At 72.1% G+C, this 17015-nt stretch carries 15 protein-coding genes and 1 pseudogene; 2 read left to right on the top strand and 14 right to left on the bottom strand.

Features of this window, described 5'->3' with window-relative positions:
* Window positions 1-3 precede the first annotated feature (3 nt).
* From AC1DG4_RS03880 to AC1DG4_RS03855, 6 genes are all read right to left on the bottom strand, one after another.
* Window positions 4-444, bottom strand: coding sequence for a hypothetical protein (locus tag AC1DG4_RS03880; protein ID WP_477376292.1), 441 nt, complete (start codon window positions 442-444; stop codon window positions 4-6).
* Window positions 444-1586 (bottom strand): tRNA (adenosine(37)-N6)-threonylcarbamoyltransferase complex transferase subunit TsaD, encoded by a 1143-nt coding sequence (tsaD, locus tag AC1DG4_RS03875; RefSeq protein ID WP_477376290.1) that lies wholly within the window; start codon window positions 1584-1586, stop codon window positions 444-446. Before tsaD ends, AC1DG4_RS03880 begins: the two co-directional genes overlap by 1 nt.
* Window positions 1579-2160, bottom strand: a complete 582-nt coding sequence (gene rimI, locus AC1DG4_RS03870) for a ribosomal protein S18-alanine N-acetyltransferase (protein ID WP_477376288.1) — start codon at window positions 2158-2160, stop codon at window positions 1579-1581. Before rimI ends, tsaD begins: the two co-directional genes overlap by 8 nt.
* On the bottom strand, window positions 2157-2849 hold the full coding sequence (gene tsaB / locus AC1DG4_RS03865) for a tRNA (adenosine(37)-N6)-threonylcarbamoyltransferase complex dimerization subunit type 1 TsaB (RefSeq protein ID WP_477376286.1): 693 nt from the start codon (window positions 2847-2849) through the stop codon (window positions 2157-2159). The genes rimI and tsaB overlap by 4 nt, the downstream gene beginning before the upstream one ends.
* A gap of 66 nt (window positions 2850-2915) precedes the next feature.
* Window positions 2916-4070, bottom strand: coding sequence for a hypothetical protein (locus tag AC1DG4_RS03860; RefSeq protein WP_477376285.1), 1155 nt, complete (start codon window positions 4068-4070; stop codon window positions 2916-2918).
* Entirely contained in the window at window positions 4067-5662 is a 1596-nt protein-coding gene (locus tag AC1DG4_RS03855; protein WP_477376283.1) for a sensor histidine kinase, read from the bottom strand. Before AC1DG4_RS03855 ends, AC1DG4_RS03860 begins: the two co-directional genes overlap by 4 nt.
* A 235-nt stretch (window positions 5663-5897) precedes the next feature.
* Here AC1DG4_RS03855 and AC1DG4_RS03850 point away from each other — a divergent pair, with 235 nt between their 5' ends.
* Window positions 5898-7115 (top strand): chitinase, encoded by a 1218-nt coding sequence (locus AC1DG4_RS03850; RefSeq protein WP_477376282.1) that lies wholly within the window; start codon window positions 5898-5900, stop codon window positions 7113-7115.
* Between the two features lie 256 nt (window positions 7116-7371).
* Here the strand turns inward: AC1DG4_RS03850 and AC1DG4_RS03845 are convergent, their stop codons facing one another.
* The 8 genes and pseudogenes from AC1DG4_RS03845 to coaA form a co-directional block, all read right to left on the bottom strand.
* Window positions 7372-8316 carry a response regulator transcription factor gene (locus AC1DG4_RS03845; protein WP_477376280.1) on the bottom strand — a complete coding sequence of 315 codons (945 nt, stop codon included), beginning with the start codon at window positions 8314-8316 and terminating at the stop codon, window positions 7372-7374.
* 126 nt (window positions 8317-8442) lie between these two features.
* Complete coding sequence (gene tsaE, locus AC1DG4_RS03840) at window positions 8443-8931, bottom strand: tRNA (adenosine(37)-N6)-threonylcarbamoyltransferase complex ATPase subunit type 1 TsaE (RefSeq protein WP_477376278.1); 489 nt, start codon at window positions 8929-8931, stop codon at window positions 8443-8445.
* On the bottom strand, window positions 8928-10037 hold the full coding sequence (alr, locus tag AC1DG4_RS03835; protein ID WP_477376276.1) for an alanine racemase: 1110 nt from the start codon (window positions 10035-10037) through the stop codon (window positions 8928-8930). Before alr ends, tsaE begins: the two co-directional genes overlap by 4 nt.
* Window positions 10038-10258: 221 nt before the next feature.
* Window positions 10259-10606 (bottom strand): annotated as a pseudogene (locus AC1DG4_RS03830) (holo-ACP synthase); the annotation flags it as partial.
* A 547-nt stretch (window positions 10607-11153) separates the two neighbouring features.
* The gene (gene glmS / locus AC1DG4_RS03825; protein ID WP_477376275.1) at window positions 11154-13004 is read right to left on the bottom strand and encodes a glutamine--fructose-6-phosphate transaminase (isomerizing); all 1851 of its coding nucleotides are present in this window, start codon (window positions 13002-13004) and stop codon (window positions 11154-11156) included.
* 119 nt (window positions 13005-13123) lie between these two features.
* Entirely contained in the window at window positions 13124-13993 is an 870-nt protein-coding gene (locus tag AC1DG4_RS03820) for a helix-turn-helix domain-containing protein (RefSeq protein ID WP_477376273.1), read from the bottom strand.
* A gap of 152 nt (window positions 13994-14145) precedes the next feature.
* Window positions 14146-15180 (bottom strand): MauE/DoxX family redox-associated membrane protein, encoded by a 1035-nt coding sequence (locus tag AC1DG4_RS03815; protein WP_477376271.1) that lies wholly within the window; start codon window positions 15178-15180, stop codon window positions 14146-14148.
* A 42-nt stretch (window positions 15181-15222) separates the two neighbouring features.
* Complete coding sequence (gene coaA / locus AC1DG4_RS03810) at window positions 15223-16173, bottom strand: type I pantothenate kinase (RefSeq protein ID WP_477376269.1); 951 nt, start codon at window positions 16171-16173, stop codon at window positions 15223-15225.
* A 242-nt stretch (window positions 16174-16415) separates the two neighbouring features.
* On the opposite strand from coaA, the gene AC1DG4_RS03805 reads away from it, so the two are divergent.
* Window positions 16416-16925 (top strand): hypothetical protein, encoded by a 510-nt coding sequence (locus tag AC1DG4_RS03805; RefSeq protein ID WP_477376267.1) that lies wholly within the window; start codon window positions 16416-16418, stop codon window positions 16923-16925.
* The last annotated feature ends 90 nt before the right edge of the window (window positions 16926-17015 follow it).

The raw sequence follows: 17015 nt of genomic DNA, 5'->3' as shown, positions 1-17015 counted from the left end.
CCGCTATCCGAACCAGCCGAATCGGTATCCGGCCCAGACGAGCCATCCCGCGCTGTAGAGCGTCGCCACGATCCCGAGCACGAGCGCCCAGACGCCGACGGCGCGGCTCTCTCCTGATCGGCGGAGCGACATGATCGCGGCGATCACCGACACGATCGCGACCGGGATCCCCCAGCCGACGAACAGCGAGGCGAACAGGGCGACGATCGCCGACAGCAGCGCCCACGGCGCGAGCCGCGGCTCGGCGGAGGAGCGCGTCGTCGCCTCGGTGCCGTCCGACGGGTGCCAATCCTCATGCGCCACGGCCGCGCCGTCGCGGTCGAGTTCCAGCTCCTCGGGCTCCAGTCCGCCGTCCAGCTGCGGGCCGATCTCCATGCCCACGGGCACGGGAGCCGTGGGCAGCCGCGTATAGCGCTTCGGGTCCTTCCCGTCCGTGGTCGACATCATCCGACCTCGATGCCGTGGACGGGGGCGTCCTCCGCGGGTTCGGAGCCCGCGGAGGCGGAGTCCGCGGGTGCGGAGTCGACGGAATCCTCGGCGACCTGGATCTCGGTCACCGGCAACGTCGAGTCGGCGCCGAACGCGAGCGTGGAGGGCCGCCGGCCGGAGGCGATGAGTTCGGCCGCGAGCCCTGCGATCATCGCGCCGTTGTCGGTGCACAGCGACAACGGCGGGATCCGGACCGTGACCCCCGCCTCGGCGGCGCGAGCGAGCGCGACCTCGCGCAGCCGGCGGTTCGCGATCACCCCGCCGCCGAGCAGCAGGCGCGGCACTCCCCGATCGGCGCAGGCGGCGAGCGCCTTGGTCACGAGCACGTCGACCACGGCCTCGCGGAAGCCCGCCGCGACGTCGGCGACCGGGATCTCGGAACCTGCGGCCTGCTCCCGCTCGATCCAGCGGGCGACCGCGGTCTTCAGCCCGGAGAAGGAGAAGTCGTAACGGTGCTTCTCCAGATCCGACGCACGCGACAGGCCGCGCGGGAACCGGATCGCCGCCGGATCTCCGCCCACCGCGGCCCGGTCGATCTCCGGTCCGCCGGGATAGGGCAGGCCGAGGATCCGGGCGACCTTGTCGAAGGCCTCGCCGGCCGCGTCGTCGACCGTCTCGCCGAGCAGCTCGACATCGGTCGTGAGGTCGCGCACATGCAGGAGCGAGGTGTGCCCGCCCGAGACGAGCAGTGCGATCGTGGGGTACTCGAGAGGCACGGAGTCGGGCGTGAGGATATCGGCAGCGATGTGCCCGACGAGGTGGTTCACGGCGTACAAGGGCTTGCCGAGCGACACCGCAAGCCCCTTCGCGGCGCCGATTCCGACCATGAGCGCTCCGGCGAGGCCCGGTCCGCTCGTCACCGCGATGGCGTCGAGATCCTCGAGCCGCACCTGCGCCTCGGCGAGCGCCCGCTCGATGGCCGGCTGCATCTCCTCGAGGTGCGCCCGGGCGGCGACCTCCGGCACGACACCGCCGTAGCGCGCGTGCTCATCCATGCTCGACGCGATCGTGTTGGACAGCAGGGTGCGCCCGCGGACGATCCCGATCCCGGTCTCGTCGCAGCTCGTCTCGATCCCGAGCACGAGGGGTTCAGACATCGGCGCCTCCGTTCTCAGGATCATTTCGCGGATCCCCCGGGGATCCGTCCGATTCGTGCGGTTTTCGCGAATCCGTCCTGAGAACGGTCGCGGCGCGGGCGCTGAGGTCGAGCCTCATGATCACCGCGTCCACGTCGTCGGGCTGGTAGTAACCGGCGCGGCGGCCGATCTCGGCGAACCCCTCGGAGAGGTACAGCCCCTGGGCCACCGGGTTGTCGGCGCGCACCTCGAGGAACACCTCGTGAGCGCCGCGCTCCGCCGCCTCCGCGAGCAGTGCGCGCAGCAGCGCCCTGCCCCGGCCGGATCCGCGGTGCGCGGCGTCGAGCGCGATGGTCTGGATGTCGCTGTCGGCGGATCCGCGCAGCGCCCGCACGCCCCCGTACCCGACGACGACCTCGCCGCCTGCATCCTGCGCGCGGGAGCCGGCGACCGGCTCCACGTCGACGAGGTAGCGTCCGTGCGGACTCGCGAGCTCGGCCGCCATCAGCTCCGCGCTCCACGCGTCGGTCGGGAACGAGCGCCGTTCGATGAGCATGATCGCGTCGAGGTCGGCGGCCGTCGCCGGGCGGATCACTGTCCGTCCTTCGACGGGCTCAGGAACCGGGGCTTCACGGCCGCCGGGACGCGCGCGTCCGGAGGGCGGAGGTACAGCGGCTCGGATCCGGTGAGAGTGCGGCCTGCGGCGACGGCGCGCCGGGCGATGCGCGCGACAGCGGCGCCCGAGATCGCGGTGACCTCGATGCGGCGCAGGGCACCGAGCTTGCGGTCGACGTCGGCCTGCGGCACGAGCACGGTGTCGACGACCGCATGCGGGATCCCGTCGACGTCGATCCCCTCGTACACGGTCACGGCGGTCTCGCGGCGACGGGCGTCGGTGAGGATCGCGAACGGCTCGGCGGGGGCGTCGGCCTCGATGACCTCGAGGGCGGCGGCGTGATGGCTGGGCACTGCGATGACGGGGACCCCGCGACCGAGGGCGAACGCGCGAGCGGCGGCGATCCCGATCCGAAGTCCCGTGAACGGGCCGGGCCCCATGCCTGCGGCGACGTGCGTGAGCGGATCCGGATCCGGCGCGTCGAACGCCGCCGCCGGCCCGGCGGCCGATCCAGCGACCGGCACGGCGGCCAGCACCTGCTCCAGCAGGGATCCGATCGCCTCCGCGTGTCCGAGGCGACCCGTCTGCGACACGTCGGCGAGGGTGCGTCCGTCCCGGCCGATCAAGCCGACGGCCGAGCCGAGTGAGGTGTCCACGCCGAGAATCACCCCTCCAGGTTAGCCGTCGCCGTCCTCGACCGGCCCCTGCGCGCGGCCCGCCGCGGATCTCGCTCGTCAGCGCGCCAACGCGCCTGCCCGCTCCCATCGGTCGCCGCCGCGATCCTGCGCGAGGGTCGCCGCGTCGGCCGCGGCCGCCGACATTGCGTCGAGATCGTAGTCCGCGGCCGCGGCGCCGGCCCAGCCGACGCTCGCCGACACCCGCACCGATGCGCGGGGTCCGGAGTCCTCGATCGTGGAGACCTGCTGCAGCAGCACCCGCAGCTCGCGTCGCACTGCTTCCTCGGTGCCGGGCAGAAGCGCCCTGGCCTGCACGTCGGAGACCCGCTCGACGTCCGCCGCCGCGGGCAGCGCGCCGAGCACGTGCGCGTGGAACGCATCCACGATGCTGGCGAACACGGCAGTGCCGGAGGCCTCCTGCAGGTCGGCGGGGTCGTCCAGGCGGATGTCGAGCAGCGACCACGACGGATCCTGCAGCCGCTGCGCGCGAGCGAGGCGCGCCTGCAGTGCCGTGCCGTCTCCCTCGGCAAGGCCGCCCCTGCCCCCGCCGCGCAGCAGCACCTCGCCGCGGGCGAGCAGCACGATCGTGATGGCGGCGCACTGGCTCGTCAGCAGGATTCCGACGCCATTGATGTCACGGAGCATGCGGAGCTCGTCGCCGGGAGCGGATCCGACGCCCGTGATCCCGGCGACGATGCCGAACGCGGCGACCACGACGAACGCGGACGAGATCAGCGCCAGCGGCAGCACGACGTCTCGCGCGCTGACCCGCAGCCGGAACAGCTCCCACGCCGAGAGCCCTGCGAACACGGCCGCGGCGGAGAACACGATGCGGAACACGGTCGGATACGCGTCGGAGGTGCTGGACGCCGTGAGCAGTGCGGGGCCGATCGCGACGAACGCGACCGCGGCCGGCCAGAGCGGACGCTTCCCGGCGTAGTAGCGGATGCCGAGCCACAGCAGCGGTTCGAAGCTCACGATCAGTCCCGAGGACAGTGCGCGCAGCGGAGCGCTGTCGAACTGGTTCGCGGCCACCCACACGTAGGTCGCGAGCATCGCGACGCCGAACCCGACCGACCACGTGATGGTGGCCCTGCTGGGGCGCGGCATGAGCGCGAGGCCGAACACCAGCGCGGCAGACAGGGTCACCAGCGCGACGAGCGTCACAGAGGTGTTCACGGTGATGCCCACGGGGGCGGTGAGCGGGGTCATGCGTCGTTCCTCTCGGGGCGCCGCGGCAGGAGGACGCGCATGCGCGTGCCTTCGCCGAGGGTGCTGCTGACGTCGATGTCGCCGTGATGGGCTGTCACGATGTCCCGGACGGCGACGAGTCCGAGCCCCGTCCCCGGCACGCCGCTGAGCTCGGCCCGCTCGCCGCGGAAGTACGGCTGGAAGAGCTGTTCCACGTCGGCCGGCGCCATGCCGGATCCGGTGTCCTCCACGACCACCTCCGCCCGCGCATCATCGGCGACGCCGAGCGAGATGACGATGGATCCGCCCGCCGCGGTGTACTTGACGGCGTTGCTGAGCAGGTTGTCGATCACCTGCCGCAGCCGGAACGCGTCTCCGTAGATGAGCAGCGTCGTCTCCCCCGCCACGTCGACCCGCAGCCGGTTCGCGGTCGCGGTGGGCAGGAACGACGACACCGAGGCCTGCACCAGGGCGTGCAGGTCGACCGGCTCCGACAGCACGCGGGGGCGGGGCCTGGACACATCCAGCGCCGTCGTGACCAGGTCCTGCATGCGTTCTGCGGCGCCCGCGACCACGCCCAGCTGGTCGGCGGCGCGGGCGGGGAGATCGTCGCGCTCGAGCAGCAGATCGACATGCCCGACAATCGCGGTGAGCGGGTTGCGCAGCTCGTGCGTGAGGATCGCGGACATCAGCCGGCGCTCCTCGGCCGCCGCCAGCCGGGCCGTGACGTCGTCGATCTTCACCAGGACGACGGCGCCCTGGTCGGCGTCGCTCGCGATCGGCTGCGTGTCGACCTCGAGCGCCCGCCACTCGCCGTCCGCGCCGTAGAGCCACACCCGCTCGGCGGAGAGCTGCTCGCCGCGCGCGGCTCTGGACAGCACGGTCCGCTCGACCGGGATCGGATCCCCCTCCCGGTCGTCGTACTCCACGGCGAGCGCGGGCAGCGCGAGACCGTCGGCGTCCAAGCCGTACAGGCGCCGGTACGCGTCGTTCGCCTTCAGGATCGCGCCGTCCTCGCCGACCGCGGCGAGCGCCGTGTCCAGCGCGTCGATGATCTGGGTGACCCTGCGCTCGTGCGTCTCGGCCCTCCGCGCCACGCGGTCGATCTGCTCGGATCGGCGCCGCAGCAGACGTCGGGAGGCGCGCGAGCGGCGCACCCCGATCCGGATCGTGGTGCCGAGGAACCCGAGTCCGAACGCGGTGATGAGCACCCGCAGCACCACGTCCGAGATCAGGCCGGTCTGGTTCGCGACGGTGAGCAGGAAGGCCGTGATGAGGGCGATGCCGCCGAACACGGCGATCATCGAGTAGTACGTGGCGATCCACGTGATGGGGATCACCCAGAGGAACCCGAGGCGGATGTCGGGGGCCTGGGTCGTGAGGCCGATCGCGCAGATGTCGATCATCGGGACCACGAGTATTCCCGCGGGCGGGATGCGGTCCCACGGCAGCACCAGCACCACAGCCGTGGTCAGCACCGACAGCGCGAGTCCGGCGGTGAACAGCGGGGTGGCGAAGATGGTCGGCTTGAGGGCCGCAACGAGCACCGCGATCGCGACCGTGGTGCTGACGAAGATGAGCTGCCAACGCCAGATCGACGCCCTGCGGGACATGCCGATCCTCTCTCCTGCGCGGCGCGGAGCCGGATGCGGGACGCGTCGCTCCGACCCGGCCGCGCCGGGTCGCTCAACGCTTCCGCAAGGTTATCCAAAGAACCGCCGAAGGCCCTTCAACGGATATATCGCGCCGCTTAGCATCGCAGCAAAGAAGGTCTCCCCTTGACCGGATCCCGCCTCCTGCGGCGGATCCACGCGACGCCATCGACGGGCAGAAAGCGAGAGTGCTGCGATGACCGGCCCCTCTGCAACCCCGTCCGGCGGGCACCTCTCCGTCTGGCGTGTGCTGGTGGGCCTGCTCGTCGCCCTCACCGTCGCGGCCGGCATCATCGTGGTCCCGTGGTTCCTGCTCCGCGACGAGGCGGCGCCCGGCGCCGCCTCCGGTCCGCGGTGGTTCGGCGGCTACTACGACGTCACGGCGGCGCACCCTGCCGCGGCCGCCCTGCCCGGCGCCGGCGCCGATGCGGTCGTGCTCGCGTTCGTCACCGCCGGGCCCGGCGGGACGTGCAGCCCCACCTGGGGCGGTGTCTACTCGCTCACCGAGGCGAGCCGTGCTCTCGATCTGGACCGGCGGATCGCYCAGAAGCGGGAGGCCGGCGCTGCCGTGACGGTGTCGTTCGGCGGCGCCGGCGGCACCGAGCTCGCCAGCGCCTGCGGAGCCGTCGGCGACCTGATCAGCGCCTACGCGAAGGTGCTCGAGCGCTATACGATCACGACGGTCGACGTCGATCTGGAGAACGCGGCGCTCGGCGACGTCGTCGCAGGGGACCGTCGGGCGGCGGCCATCGCAGGGCTCCAGGCGCGAGCGCGCGCGAAAGACACGGAGCTGTCCGTCTGGCTCACGCTCCCCTCGGACCAGGACGGGCTAGGCACCGACGGGCTGCGGGCCATCCGGCAGCTGCTGCAGGCGGGGGTGCAGCTCTCCGGGATCAACGCGATGACGAGGGACTACGGCGCACCGCTCGCAGACCGCTCGATGGCCGCAGCCGCGATCGCGGCGCTCACCGCCGTGCACGATCAGCTCGGCCGGCTCTACGACGACCTGCACCTCGCGCTTCCCGCGGGCGGCGCGTGGGCGATCATGGGCGCGACGCCGATGATCGGGCAGAACGACGTGCATGACGAGGTGTTCGCCCTCGACGACGCGGCGACGCTGAACGCCTTCGCGCAGAAGCAGCGCCTCGCCCGCGTCTCGATGTGGTCGCTCAACCGCGACCGCGCGTGCGGTGCGGACCACCCGGATCCGCGCACCGCGTCCGACTCCTGCAGTGGCATCGCGCAGAGCGAGGCCGCCTTCGCCGCCGTGCTGGGCCGCGGGTTCGCCGTCCAGCCCACACTCGCCGCCGCTCCCTCCCCGGCTGCGTCCGGCGCCGGCGAGGCCGCGGCGCGCTTCACCGGCTCACCGGCACCGCCGCCGGCATCGACCCCCGCTCCGACTAGGGACCCGTAACCGGGACGGAGCGGGCGGCGCCTCGGGACAAGGCGCCACCCCGCTCCCGGGACCCTGCCCGGGAGCGGGACCGGACACCGATTGGGGAGTCGGTGCCCGAACGAGGAGGCCGGGTGCCGATCGGGATCGGCGCCCGGGACTCCGCGGAAGGTGCGGGTCGGACCCGCGCCGCACGGGGCGATGAACGGATCGCCGACGGGGCGCCGAGCGGGGGTTCGGCGCCCTGCCCGTCTGCCCGGCTCCTCGGCAGGGGCGATCAGCTTCGGGCGGGTGCGCCGTCCGTGTGCGCGGTGAGGCGGTAGCCCACGCCGCGCACGGTCTCGATGTACCGCGGCTCGGCGGTGCTGTCGCCGATCTTGCGACGGAGGTTCGCCATGTGCGCCTCGATCGCGCGCTTGTCCGGCTCGCCCACGTAGGACGCGGATCCGAACGCCTCCCCGCGCAGCACCAGCGCCAGATCCGCCTTGCTGCGCACGCGGCGCTTGGATTCGAGCAGGGTTGCGAGCAGGTCGAACTCGGTCGGGGTCAGCTCGACCTCCCGCTGCGCCACGAGCACGGTGTGCGTGGCCGGATCCAGGCTGATGTCGCGGTGCGAACGCCACTGCGCCACCGCACCGACCGCCGGGATCGCGGCCGTGACGGAGGGATTGCGGGCGGGCGCGGACTGTGGGTCGACGGGGGCGCCGGGCTCTGGTGCGGCGGTCGCGGCGCGCGGGAGCGCTGCCCCGCCCGCACCGGCCACGCCTGTGGCGCCCTGCCCCATGCCGGCCGGCCTCGTCCCGGCCGGGTGCGTCCCGGCCGGGTGCGTCCCGGCCGGGTGGGCGTTGCGCGGGCGGCGCAGCAACGCCTCGATGCGGGCGCGGAGCTCTCGGGGACGGAACGGCTTGACCAGGTACTCGTCGGCACCCGAGGTGAGGCCCAGCACGACGTCGGACTCCTCGCCGAGGGCGGACAGCATGATGATGAGCGTCGCGCTCACGGCGCGGATCCGCCGGGCGGCCTCGAAGCCGTCGATTCCGGGCAGGTTGATGTCGAGGGTCGTGATGATCGGCTCGTGCGCGGCGACCGCGGCCACGCCCTCGAGGCCCGTTCCGGCGAGCACCGTGCGGAAGCCGGCGGCACGGAACACCTCGTCGAGCAGCGAGCGGACGTCCGGATCGTCCTCGATGATGACCGCGGTCTTCGTGTCGTCTTCGCTCATACTCTTCCCTGCGCTTCGGTCGTCTGCATCATACCGATATGTCTGTAGCGCGATGCCCCGCGGATCCCTCCGCCGGCGGGCCGCCCCACGGCCGAGGCCCGTCTCAGCTCACAGTCTTGGGGGCGATCAGCGCGCGGTCGCGCGAGCGATCGTGACGATGCGCGGGGCGTCGGCGTCGAGCTCCTCGGGCGAGATGTCGCCGGCGCCGGCGCCGACCGGGCGCTCGAGCTCGATGTCCCACCAGGCGTCGGCGAGTTCCTCGGCCATGCCGCGGCCCCACTCGACCACCACGACGGATCCCGGAACGTCGACGTCGAGGTCGTCCAGCTCCGCGGCGGATCCGAGCCGATACGCGTCCATGTGCACGAGCGGGGCTCCCCCGACCAGCGAGGGGTGCGTGCGGGCGATCACGAACGTCGGGCTCTGCACGGGTCCGCGCACGCCGAGGCCCTCGGCGAGCCCGCGCGTGAACGTGGTCTTCCCCGCACCGAGCGGGCCGGTGAGGATCAGGACATCCCCGGCGATCAGGTCGGATCCGATCCGGCGGCCGAGCTCCTCCATGCCCTCGGAGGTGCGGATCTCGTGCCGCCCGGCCAGGTCGTCGAGCGCGGTCACGACACGGTCCGGCGGGGCACGCGCTGGCCGATCCGCGTCACGATCTCGTAGTTGATGGTGCCGGCGGCGTCGCCCCAGTCCGCCGCCGAGGGCAGCCCGAGCGTGGGATCGCCGAACAGCACGGCCTCGTCGCCCACGGCGACCGGGTCGTCGCCGACGTCGACGAGGAACTGGTCCATCGCGATGCGTCCGGCGACCGCGTAGCGGCGTCCGCCGATCTGCACCGGACCGCGGCTCGACGCGCTGCGCGGCACGCCGTCGGCGTAGCCGAGCGGGATGAGGGCGAGCGTGGTCTCGGCATCCGTGCGGTGCGCGTAGCCGTAGGAAACGCCCGTGCCGGCGGGCACCCGGCGCACCGCGGCGACGGCGCCGCGCAGGGTCATAGCGGGGCGCAGACCGAGATCGGCCGAGCTGCGGTCGTCGAACGGGCTGAGCCCGTACAGCCCGATCCCGATCCGAACGGCGTCGAGCCGGGTCTGCGGCAGGTCGATGGCTGCCGCCGTCGCGGCGATGTGACGCACCTCGGGCCTGATGCCGAGCGCGGCCGCTTCGGCGCACGCGGTCTCGAAGGCGGCGAGAGCCGCCAGGTCGTCCTCCGGCGAGGTGTTGGACACGTGGCTGAACAGGCCGACGATCCGCAGGCGCCCGATCCGCTCGAGGCGCGCCGCCTCCGCCAGCAGCCGGGAACGGTCGCCCGGGGCGATGCCGTTGCGGCTCAGGCCCGTCTCGAACTTGAGGTGCACCCGGACCGGATCCGACCCGCGGCTCGCCTCGGCCGCGGCGATCAGCTGATCGAAACTCGAGATCCCGAGATCGATGCCGGCCTCGGCCGCGTCGTCGAACCGCCGGCCGGGAGCGTGCAGCCAAGCCAGTATCCGCGCGTTGACGCCCTCGCGGCGCAGCTCGAGCCCCTCCTCGACCGTGGCGACGCCGAGGCTGGTCGCCCCGCCCGCGAGCGCGGCGACGGCGGCCGCGGCGGCGCCGTGTCCGTACGCGTTCGCCTTCACGACGCCGATGATGTCGACGCCGGTCAGCCGGCGCAGGTGCCGGGTGTTGTCGCTGATCGCGTCGAGGTCGATCGTCGCCTCCCGGAACGGCGCGCTCATGCCCGCCCCTCCCCCGCGACGCGTTCCTGGGCTTCAACGCCCGACGGATCCTGGGCTTGAGCGCCCGGCGGATCCTGGGCTTGAGCGCCCGGCGGATCCTGTCGAGGCCCCCCTGCAGCATCCGCGCCCCCGCTGGTGTCCGCACTTGCGAGGGGGTCCCGGTGCTCAGAGGGGGCGCCGATGGATCCGGCCGCTCCCGCAGGCGCGGCCTCGGATCCGCGGGACTCCGCCACCACGTACGCGGATGCGAGCCCCGCATCGTGCGTGAGGGAGAGGTGCAGCGTGGTGATGCCCCGCGCGGCGACAGCGACGGCCGTGCTGCCGCTCAGCACGAAGTACGGCCGCCCCGACGGTTCGGACGCGATCTCGATCTCGGTCCAATGCACTCCATCGGATCCGCCCAGCGCCTTGATCAGCGCCTCCTTCGCGGCGTACCGCGCGGCGAGCGACGGCAGCCGCAGCGCCTGCTCCGACGGCGCGAACAGCCGCTGCATGAGCCGCGGCGTGCGGGCGACGGTTCGCTCGAATCGCGGGATGTCCACGAGGTCGATGCCGGTGCCGATGATCACCGATTCAGCCTACCGGGCAGGATCCGCGCGCTCCGGATCCACCACCGGTCCACCCCCGCGCGCGTGGCCTGCCTCGCCCCGGCGCCGCACCCCGTGCGCTCCCCAACACGCACCGCGAACCCACCGGATCCTGCCGAACGCACCGCTCCCTCACGCCAACAACCCGTGCACCCGGCAACGCCCCGTGCCCTCGCCAACATGCCGTGCACTCGCCAACACGCACGCGAGCCCACCGGATCCTGCCGAACGCAAGGCTTCTTCACGCCAACAGTCCGTGTACCCGGCGACAGCACCCCGCGAACTCACCGGATCCTGCCGACCACACTGCTAATTCACGCCAACAACCCGTGCTCTCGCCAACACGCCGTGCACCCGGCACGCCCCCGTGCCCTCGCCAACACCCCGTGCGCTCGCCAAACACTCACCACGAACCCACCGGATCCTGCCGAATGCACGGCTTCTTCGCGCCAACAACCCGTGCGCTCGGCAACAACCCGTGCACTCGGCGCGGACGGACGCCAGCCGAGCGAAACCCGGAGGCCCGGCGTTACTCCACCGTGACGGACTTGGCCAGGTTGCGGGGCTGGTCCACGTCGAGGCCCTTCGCGGTGGCGAGGGCCATAGCGAAGATCTGCAACGGGACGACCGCGAGCAGCGGCTCGAACAGGGCGCCGGCGAGCGGGATGCGGATGACCTCGTCGGCGAACGGCAGGACGGCCGCGTCGCCCTCCTCGGCGATCACGATCACGCGGGCGCCGCGAGCACGGATCTCCTGGATGTTGGAGACGACCTTGGCGTGCAGCAGGGCGGAGTGCCGCGGCGACGGCACGAGCACGAACACCGGCTGGCCGGGCTCGATCAGGGCGATCGGGCCGTGCTTGAGCTCGCCTGCGGCGAAGCCCTCGGCGTGGATGTAGGAGATCTCCTTGAGCTTGAGCGCGCCCTCGAGCGCGATCGGGTAGCCCACGTGGCGTCCGAGGAAAAGCACGGATCGGGTGTCGGCCATCCAGCCCGCGAGCTGCGTGACGTGCGCCTGCTCCTCCGCGAGCACCTCGGCGATCTTCGCAGGCAGCGCGTCGAGCTCGGCCACGGCGAACGCGCCGTCGGCGGCGGAGAGCGTCTCGCGCACCCGGCCCGCGTGCAGGCCGAGCAGCAGCAGCGCCGTGATCTGCGCGACGAAGGCCTTGGTCGACGCGACCGCGACCTCGGGGCCGGCGTGCGTGTAGACCACCGCGTCGGACTCGCGGGGGATCGTCGCGCCCTGCGTGTTGCAGATCGACAGGGTGCGCGCACCGCGCTCGCGGGCGTACTTGACCGCCATCAGCGTGTCCATGGTCTCGCCGGACTGGCTGATCGATACGACAAGCGTGTTCTCGCCGATCACCGGGTCGCGGTAGCGGAACTCGTGCGCGAGCTCGACGTCCACCGGCACGCGCGCCCACTGCTCGAGCGCGTACTTGCCGACCATGCCCGCGTACGACGCGGTGCCGCAGGCGGTGATGATGATGCGATCCACGCCGCGGAAAAGCTCGTCGGATCCCTCCAGCTCGGGAATGACGACGGCGCCGTCCCGCACCCGGCCGCGGATGGTGTTCGCGACGGCGTCGGGCTCCTCGGCGACCTCCTTCGCCATGAAGCTCGACCATCCGCCCTTCTCGGCGGACGAGGCGTCCCAGGAGACCTCGAACGGCTCCGGGGTGACGGCCGTGCCGGAGAAGTCGGTGACGGTGACCTCGGACGGCGTGATCGCGACGATCTCGTCCTGGCCGATCGCGAGCGCACGGCGGGTGTGCTCGACGAACGCGGCGACGTCGGATCCGAGGAAGTTCTCCCCGTCGCCGAGGCCGATCACGAGCGGCGAGTTGCGGCGGGCGGCGACCACGAGACCCGGCTCGTCCTGGTGCACCGCGAGCAGGGTGAAGGCGCCCTCGAGGCGGTTCACGACGGCACGGAACGCCTCCTGAAGGTCGCCAGTGCGGCGGTACTCGCGCCCGACGAGGGCCGCGGCGACCTCGGTGTCGGTCTCGCTGCGGAACGTCACGCCCTCGGCCTCGAGCTCGGCGCGCAGGGCGGCGAAGTTCTCGATGATGCCGTTGTGGATGAGCGCCAGCTTGTCGTCGTCGGCGAGATGCGGGTGCGCGTTCGCGTCGGTCGGGCCGCCGTGCGTCGCCCAGCGAGTGTGCCCGATGCCGGTGCTTCCGTCGGCGAGCGCGGCGTCGGCGAGCGAGTCGCGCAGCATCTGCAGCTTGCCGGCCTTCTTGCGCATGCCGAGGGATCCGGTCTCATCGATGACAGCGATGCCGGCGGAATCGTATCCGCGGTACTCGAGGCGGGCGAGGCCCGCGAGCAGGATGTCCTGGCTGGGGCGCGGCCCCACGTATCCGACGATTCCACACATGGATTCCAGGGTAAGGCCGTGATTTTGCGCGGGTTCCGTACGAATCGAAAAACGCCGGCGATCGGCCCGATCGAGGCGCCGGCGTCACAGCGTCGGATCCGGGATCCTTCCGCCCGCTATCAGGCGCGGCCGGCCCTGCGCACGATGCGCGGCGAAGGCAGCCCGGAGCGGGCGAAGGCGCGGCGCAGTCCTGCGGAATCCGGGAAGCCCGAGTGCGCCGCGATCTCGGCGATGCCGAGCGGCGCGCAGTCGGCGTCGCTCATGAGCTCACGGGCGAGCTCCACGCGGATCCGGCGCAGCTCCTCTGCGGGCGCGCTGCCCTCGGCCGCGAACAGCCGCTGCAGCTGCCGCACCGACATGTGCATGTCGCGCGCGAGCGCCGCGACGCCGAAGTCGCGCTCCGCCCGCCGCGCCCGCACGATCGAGCGCGCGCGGTCGATGCGTGCCGCCTCGCCGTCATGGAGCACATGAGGTGCCGCTTCGACCAGCACTCCGAACACCATCTCGGCGAGCAGACGCTCCACGAGGCGATCCGTGATCGCCGTCGGCTCGGTCTGGTGCGTGAGCAGCGACGACAGGAAAGCCTGCAGGCCCAACCCCAGCGGACTCGGCGCGATCACCTCACCCGTGCCCGGCAGCGCCGGCTCGAGTTCGGAGAGCGCGGACCACGGCACCCACAGGCACATCACGACGCCCGAGCCGACCGCGATCAGCTTCGTGTCGTGGTGCGGGCGGAGGAAGCAGAAGGATCCGGGCGGGACCTGCTGCAGCGCGCCGTCATCGCACGAGATCGCGAGCGGGATCTCGGCGATGAGCATCACGGCGCTCTCCTCATCGCCGGCCGGCCGCGCCGGCCACGACCATTCGGCCCCCGCCTGCAGGGTGTGCCCTGTCGCCAGCACGCCGTGGAAGCGTCGAGCGACGTCCAGCTGCTCCTGCCTCATCCCCCGCGGCAGCATCGTCGCGCGGGTGTCCACCACGATCCCCATCGGAGACCTCCCCACAAGGTCCCGCGGGTGCGGCTCCCCAGCCGCAGGAACCCGCGTGTCCGTCACTCTACGCCTGCGGCACCGCGCGGGAAGGTCACCTTCCGAACAGAGGAGAGATTTTCGTCAAGCCCCCGCGCAGCCCTCGTCCCCGCTCACGCTGCGGGCGGGCGCTCCCCGTGCAAGCTCTCGTAGATGTCGTTCACGAACTCGGCGACCTGCGGTGCGCCCGCCACGGGGCCGCCCGCCAGCAGACCGTCGGCGCCCAGCAGGATCGCGCTCGGCGTGGTCCAGGCATCGGCGAAGGTCGCACTCACGTATCTGCTCGCATCGTGCAGCGTCTGAGGTTCCTCCGTCGAGGTCAGCGTGCTGCCCTCGGGGTCACTGCGCAGCAGGAATCGCACGGACACCTCCGGCAGCAGCGCGCGGTACCGTTCGACGCTCTCGATCACGGGCGTGCAGGATCCGCAGCCCTCCGAGACGGCGAGGAGCAGGACCGGCTCCCGCGCGGAGAGATCTCTGAGCGTCACGGTCGTGCCATCCCCGAGCTGCACCGGGACGGCGGGGGTGCGCGAGCGGACGTAGTCCTCGGGTTCGCCGTCGGATCCGATGGCCGGCACCGAGACACCGGGACCGTCCTCCGCGTCGCCGGATCCGGAACCCTTCTCCTGGACGAGCACGAAGGTCAGGGCTACCGCGGCGAGTGCGAGCGTCCACGGCCACAGCACGGTGGTGATCACCGCGATGCCGCCCCACAGCGGCTGGGCTCCGATCGTGACCGCCGAGACCACGGCCAGCAGCACGAGCCAGGCGTTGCGGAGCAGCGTGCGGCCGGTGATCGGGCGTCGCTCCCCGAAGCACGCGCACGAGGCGTCGGGGGTCAGCCGCCGGGCGCGCCACACCATCGCGAAGTAGGCGGCGAAGAGGAGCACCGCCACGACGGCGGCCGCGATTCCGAGCGCTCCGCCGAGCAGCAGCAGCGCGGCAGCCAGCGCGAGCTCCCCGATCGGGTGAAGACGGATCAGCCAGCCCCGGCGCAGCGCGGCGGGAACGCCCATCGCCTCCCAGCCGGCGGCGTCATCGGGCGTGCGGAGCTTGGCCGCACCGCTGACGACGAGCACGCCGACCAGGATGAGGGTCGACGTCTCGGCCGCAGCCGGAAGCAGAAAGGCGAAAGGAGCAGTCCCCATGGTGTCAGTATCCCAGCCGGCCGCGATGTCGGGCGCGGTCGGTCAGAGCTTGCGGAGCAGCACGGACTCCACGGCGTGCGAGGCGCCCTTGTTCAGCACGAGCGTCGCGCGGTGCTTCGTCGGCATCACGTTCTCGATGAGGTTCGGCAGGTTGATCTCGTTCCAGTACCCCATCGCGGTGGTGACCGCCTCCTCGTCAGTGAGGTGCGCGAAGACGTTGAAGTAGGACGAAGGGTTCGTGAACGCACCCTGCCTCAGGGCGAGGAAGCGGTCCACGTACCACTGTGCGATGTGGTCGAGTTCGGCGTCGACGAAGATCGAGAAGTCGAACAGGTCGCTCACGGCGACGTCGTTCGGGGCGGGCGGCGGCTGCAGCACGTTCAGGCCCTCGACGATCACGACGTCCGGGCGGCGCACCACGACGTGCGCGTCGGGAACGATGTCGTAGCGGATGTGCGAATAGAACGGGGCGCGCACCTCGTCGGCGCCGCTCTTCACCTTCGTGAGGAACTCGATCAGCGCGCGGCGGTCGTAGGACTCGGGGAAGCCCTTGCGGTCCATGATCCCGCGTCGCTCGAGCTCGGCGTTGGGAAGGAGGAAACCGTCGGTGGTGACCAGTTCGACACGCGGGGTGCCCGGCCACCGGCTCATGAGCTCACGCAGCAGACGGGCGATGGTCGACTTGCCGACTGCGACGGATCCGGCCACGCCCACCACGAAAGGCGTCGTGTCATCGGCTTCGCGGAGGAACTGGTTGGTGGCCTCGCCGAGGCGCTTGGTCGAGGTCGCGTACAGGCTCAGCAGCCGGCTCAGCGGAAGGTAGACCTCCTTGACCTCGGTCGGATCCAGCCGGTCGCCGATGCCGCGGATCTCGACGACCTCGGTCTCGCTGAGCGGCTGGTCGAGGTCGGCGGCGAGGCGCGCCCAGTCCGCACGGTCGATGCGACGGTACGGCGACAGCGGCGCGAGAGTGTCGGGGCTCACGCGCTCCATCGTATCGGCGTCCCGGCCGACGGTCCGCGACGCCTCTGATTCTCGAGCCAGGACCGACTAGTGATCGGATCGCGACCGTCGTAGATCATTTGGCGACTCCGGCGTCATCCGCACACCTGCACGCGGCCAATCTGACGCTAGCAACGACCGACCCGACGCGCCATCCCCAGCACGTTCGGTCTGCTCCCTGGGGAGGGGCCCTCTCCCCGGAGAAGTTCCGCATCAAGACACCGGAGATATGCATGGAAGACACCACCTCGACCTCGTCCCGCAGCCTCAGCCGCCGCACCCTCGTGAAGGGCGCTGCCTGGTCGGTTCCCGTGATCGCCGTCGCCGCCGCCACCCCGCTCGCCGCGGCCTCGACCGCGACCAACGTGGGCGACTTCGCCCTCAACGGCACCTGTGGCGTGCTCGGCGTCCTCGGCCCCGGCTTCACCCTCACCGCCGGCGCTGCCCCGCTCCCCGTGGGCACCATCATCAACGTCACGGGCTCGGGAGTCGCGAACATCGGCGTCTTCTCCGTGACCGGCGGCACCGCGAACGTCAACGTCCTGTCCGGCACGTCGCGTCAGATCACCCTGACCGCGCCGCTCGCCGCGGGCGCCACGATCGCCTTCCGCACCACGCTGTCGATCTCCGTCGCGTTCACCCTGTCGGCCGCCACCACGCTGCCCGCCGGCTTCGTCGCCGGCGGCGGCGCCAAGCAGAGCGGTGGCGTCAGCGCCACCCTCATCCTCTGCAGCGCCAGCTGAGCGGATCCACGACGTCGGCTTCGGCCGGCGAAGGGGGCCGGGTCTCGTACCCGGCCCCCTTTCTTCGTGTGGCGCCCCCTTCGCCCGGAC

The organism is Microbacterium sp. 05N427 (assembly GCF_056397105.1).
The sequence above is the reverse complement of the archived record's forward strand: the minus strand, read 5'-3'. Positions and strand labels throughout refer to the sequence as shown.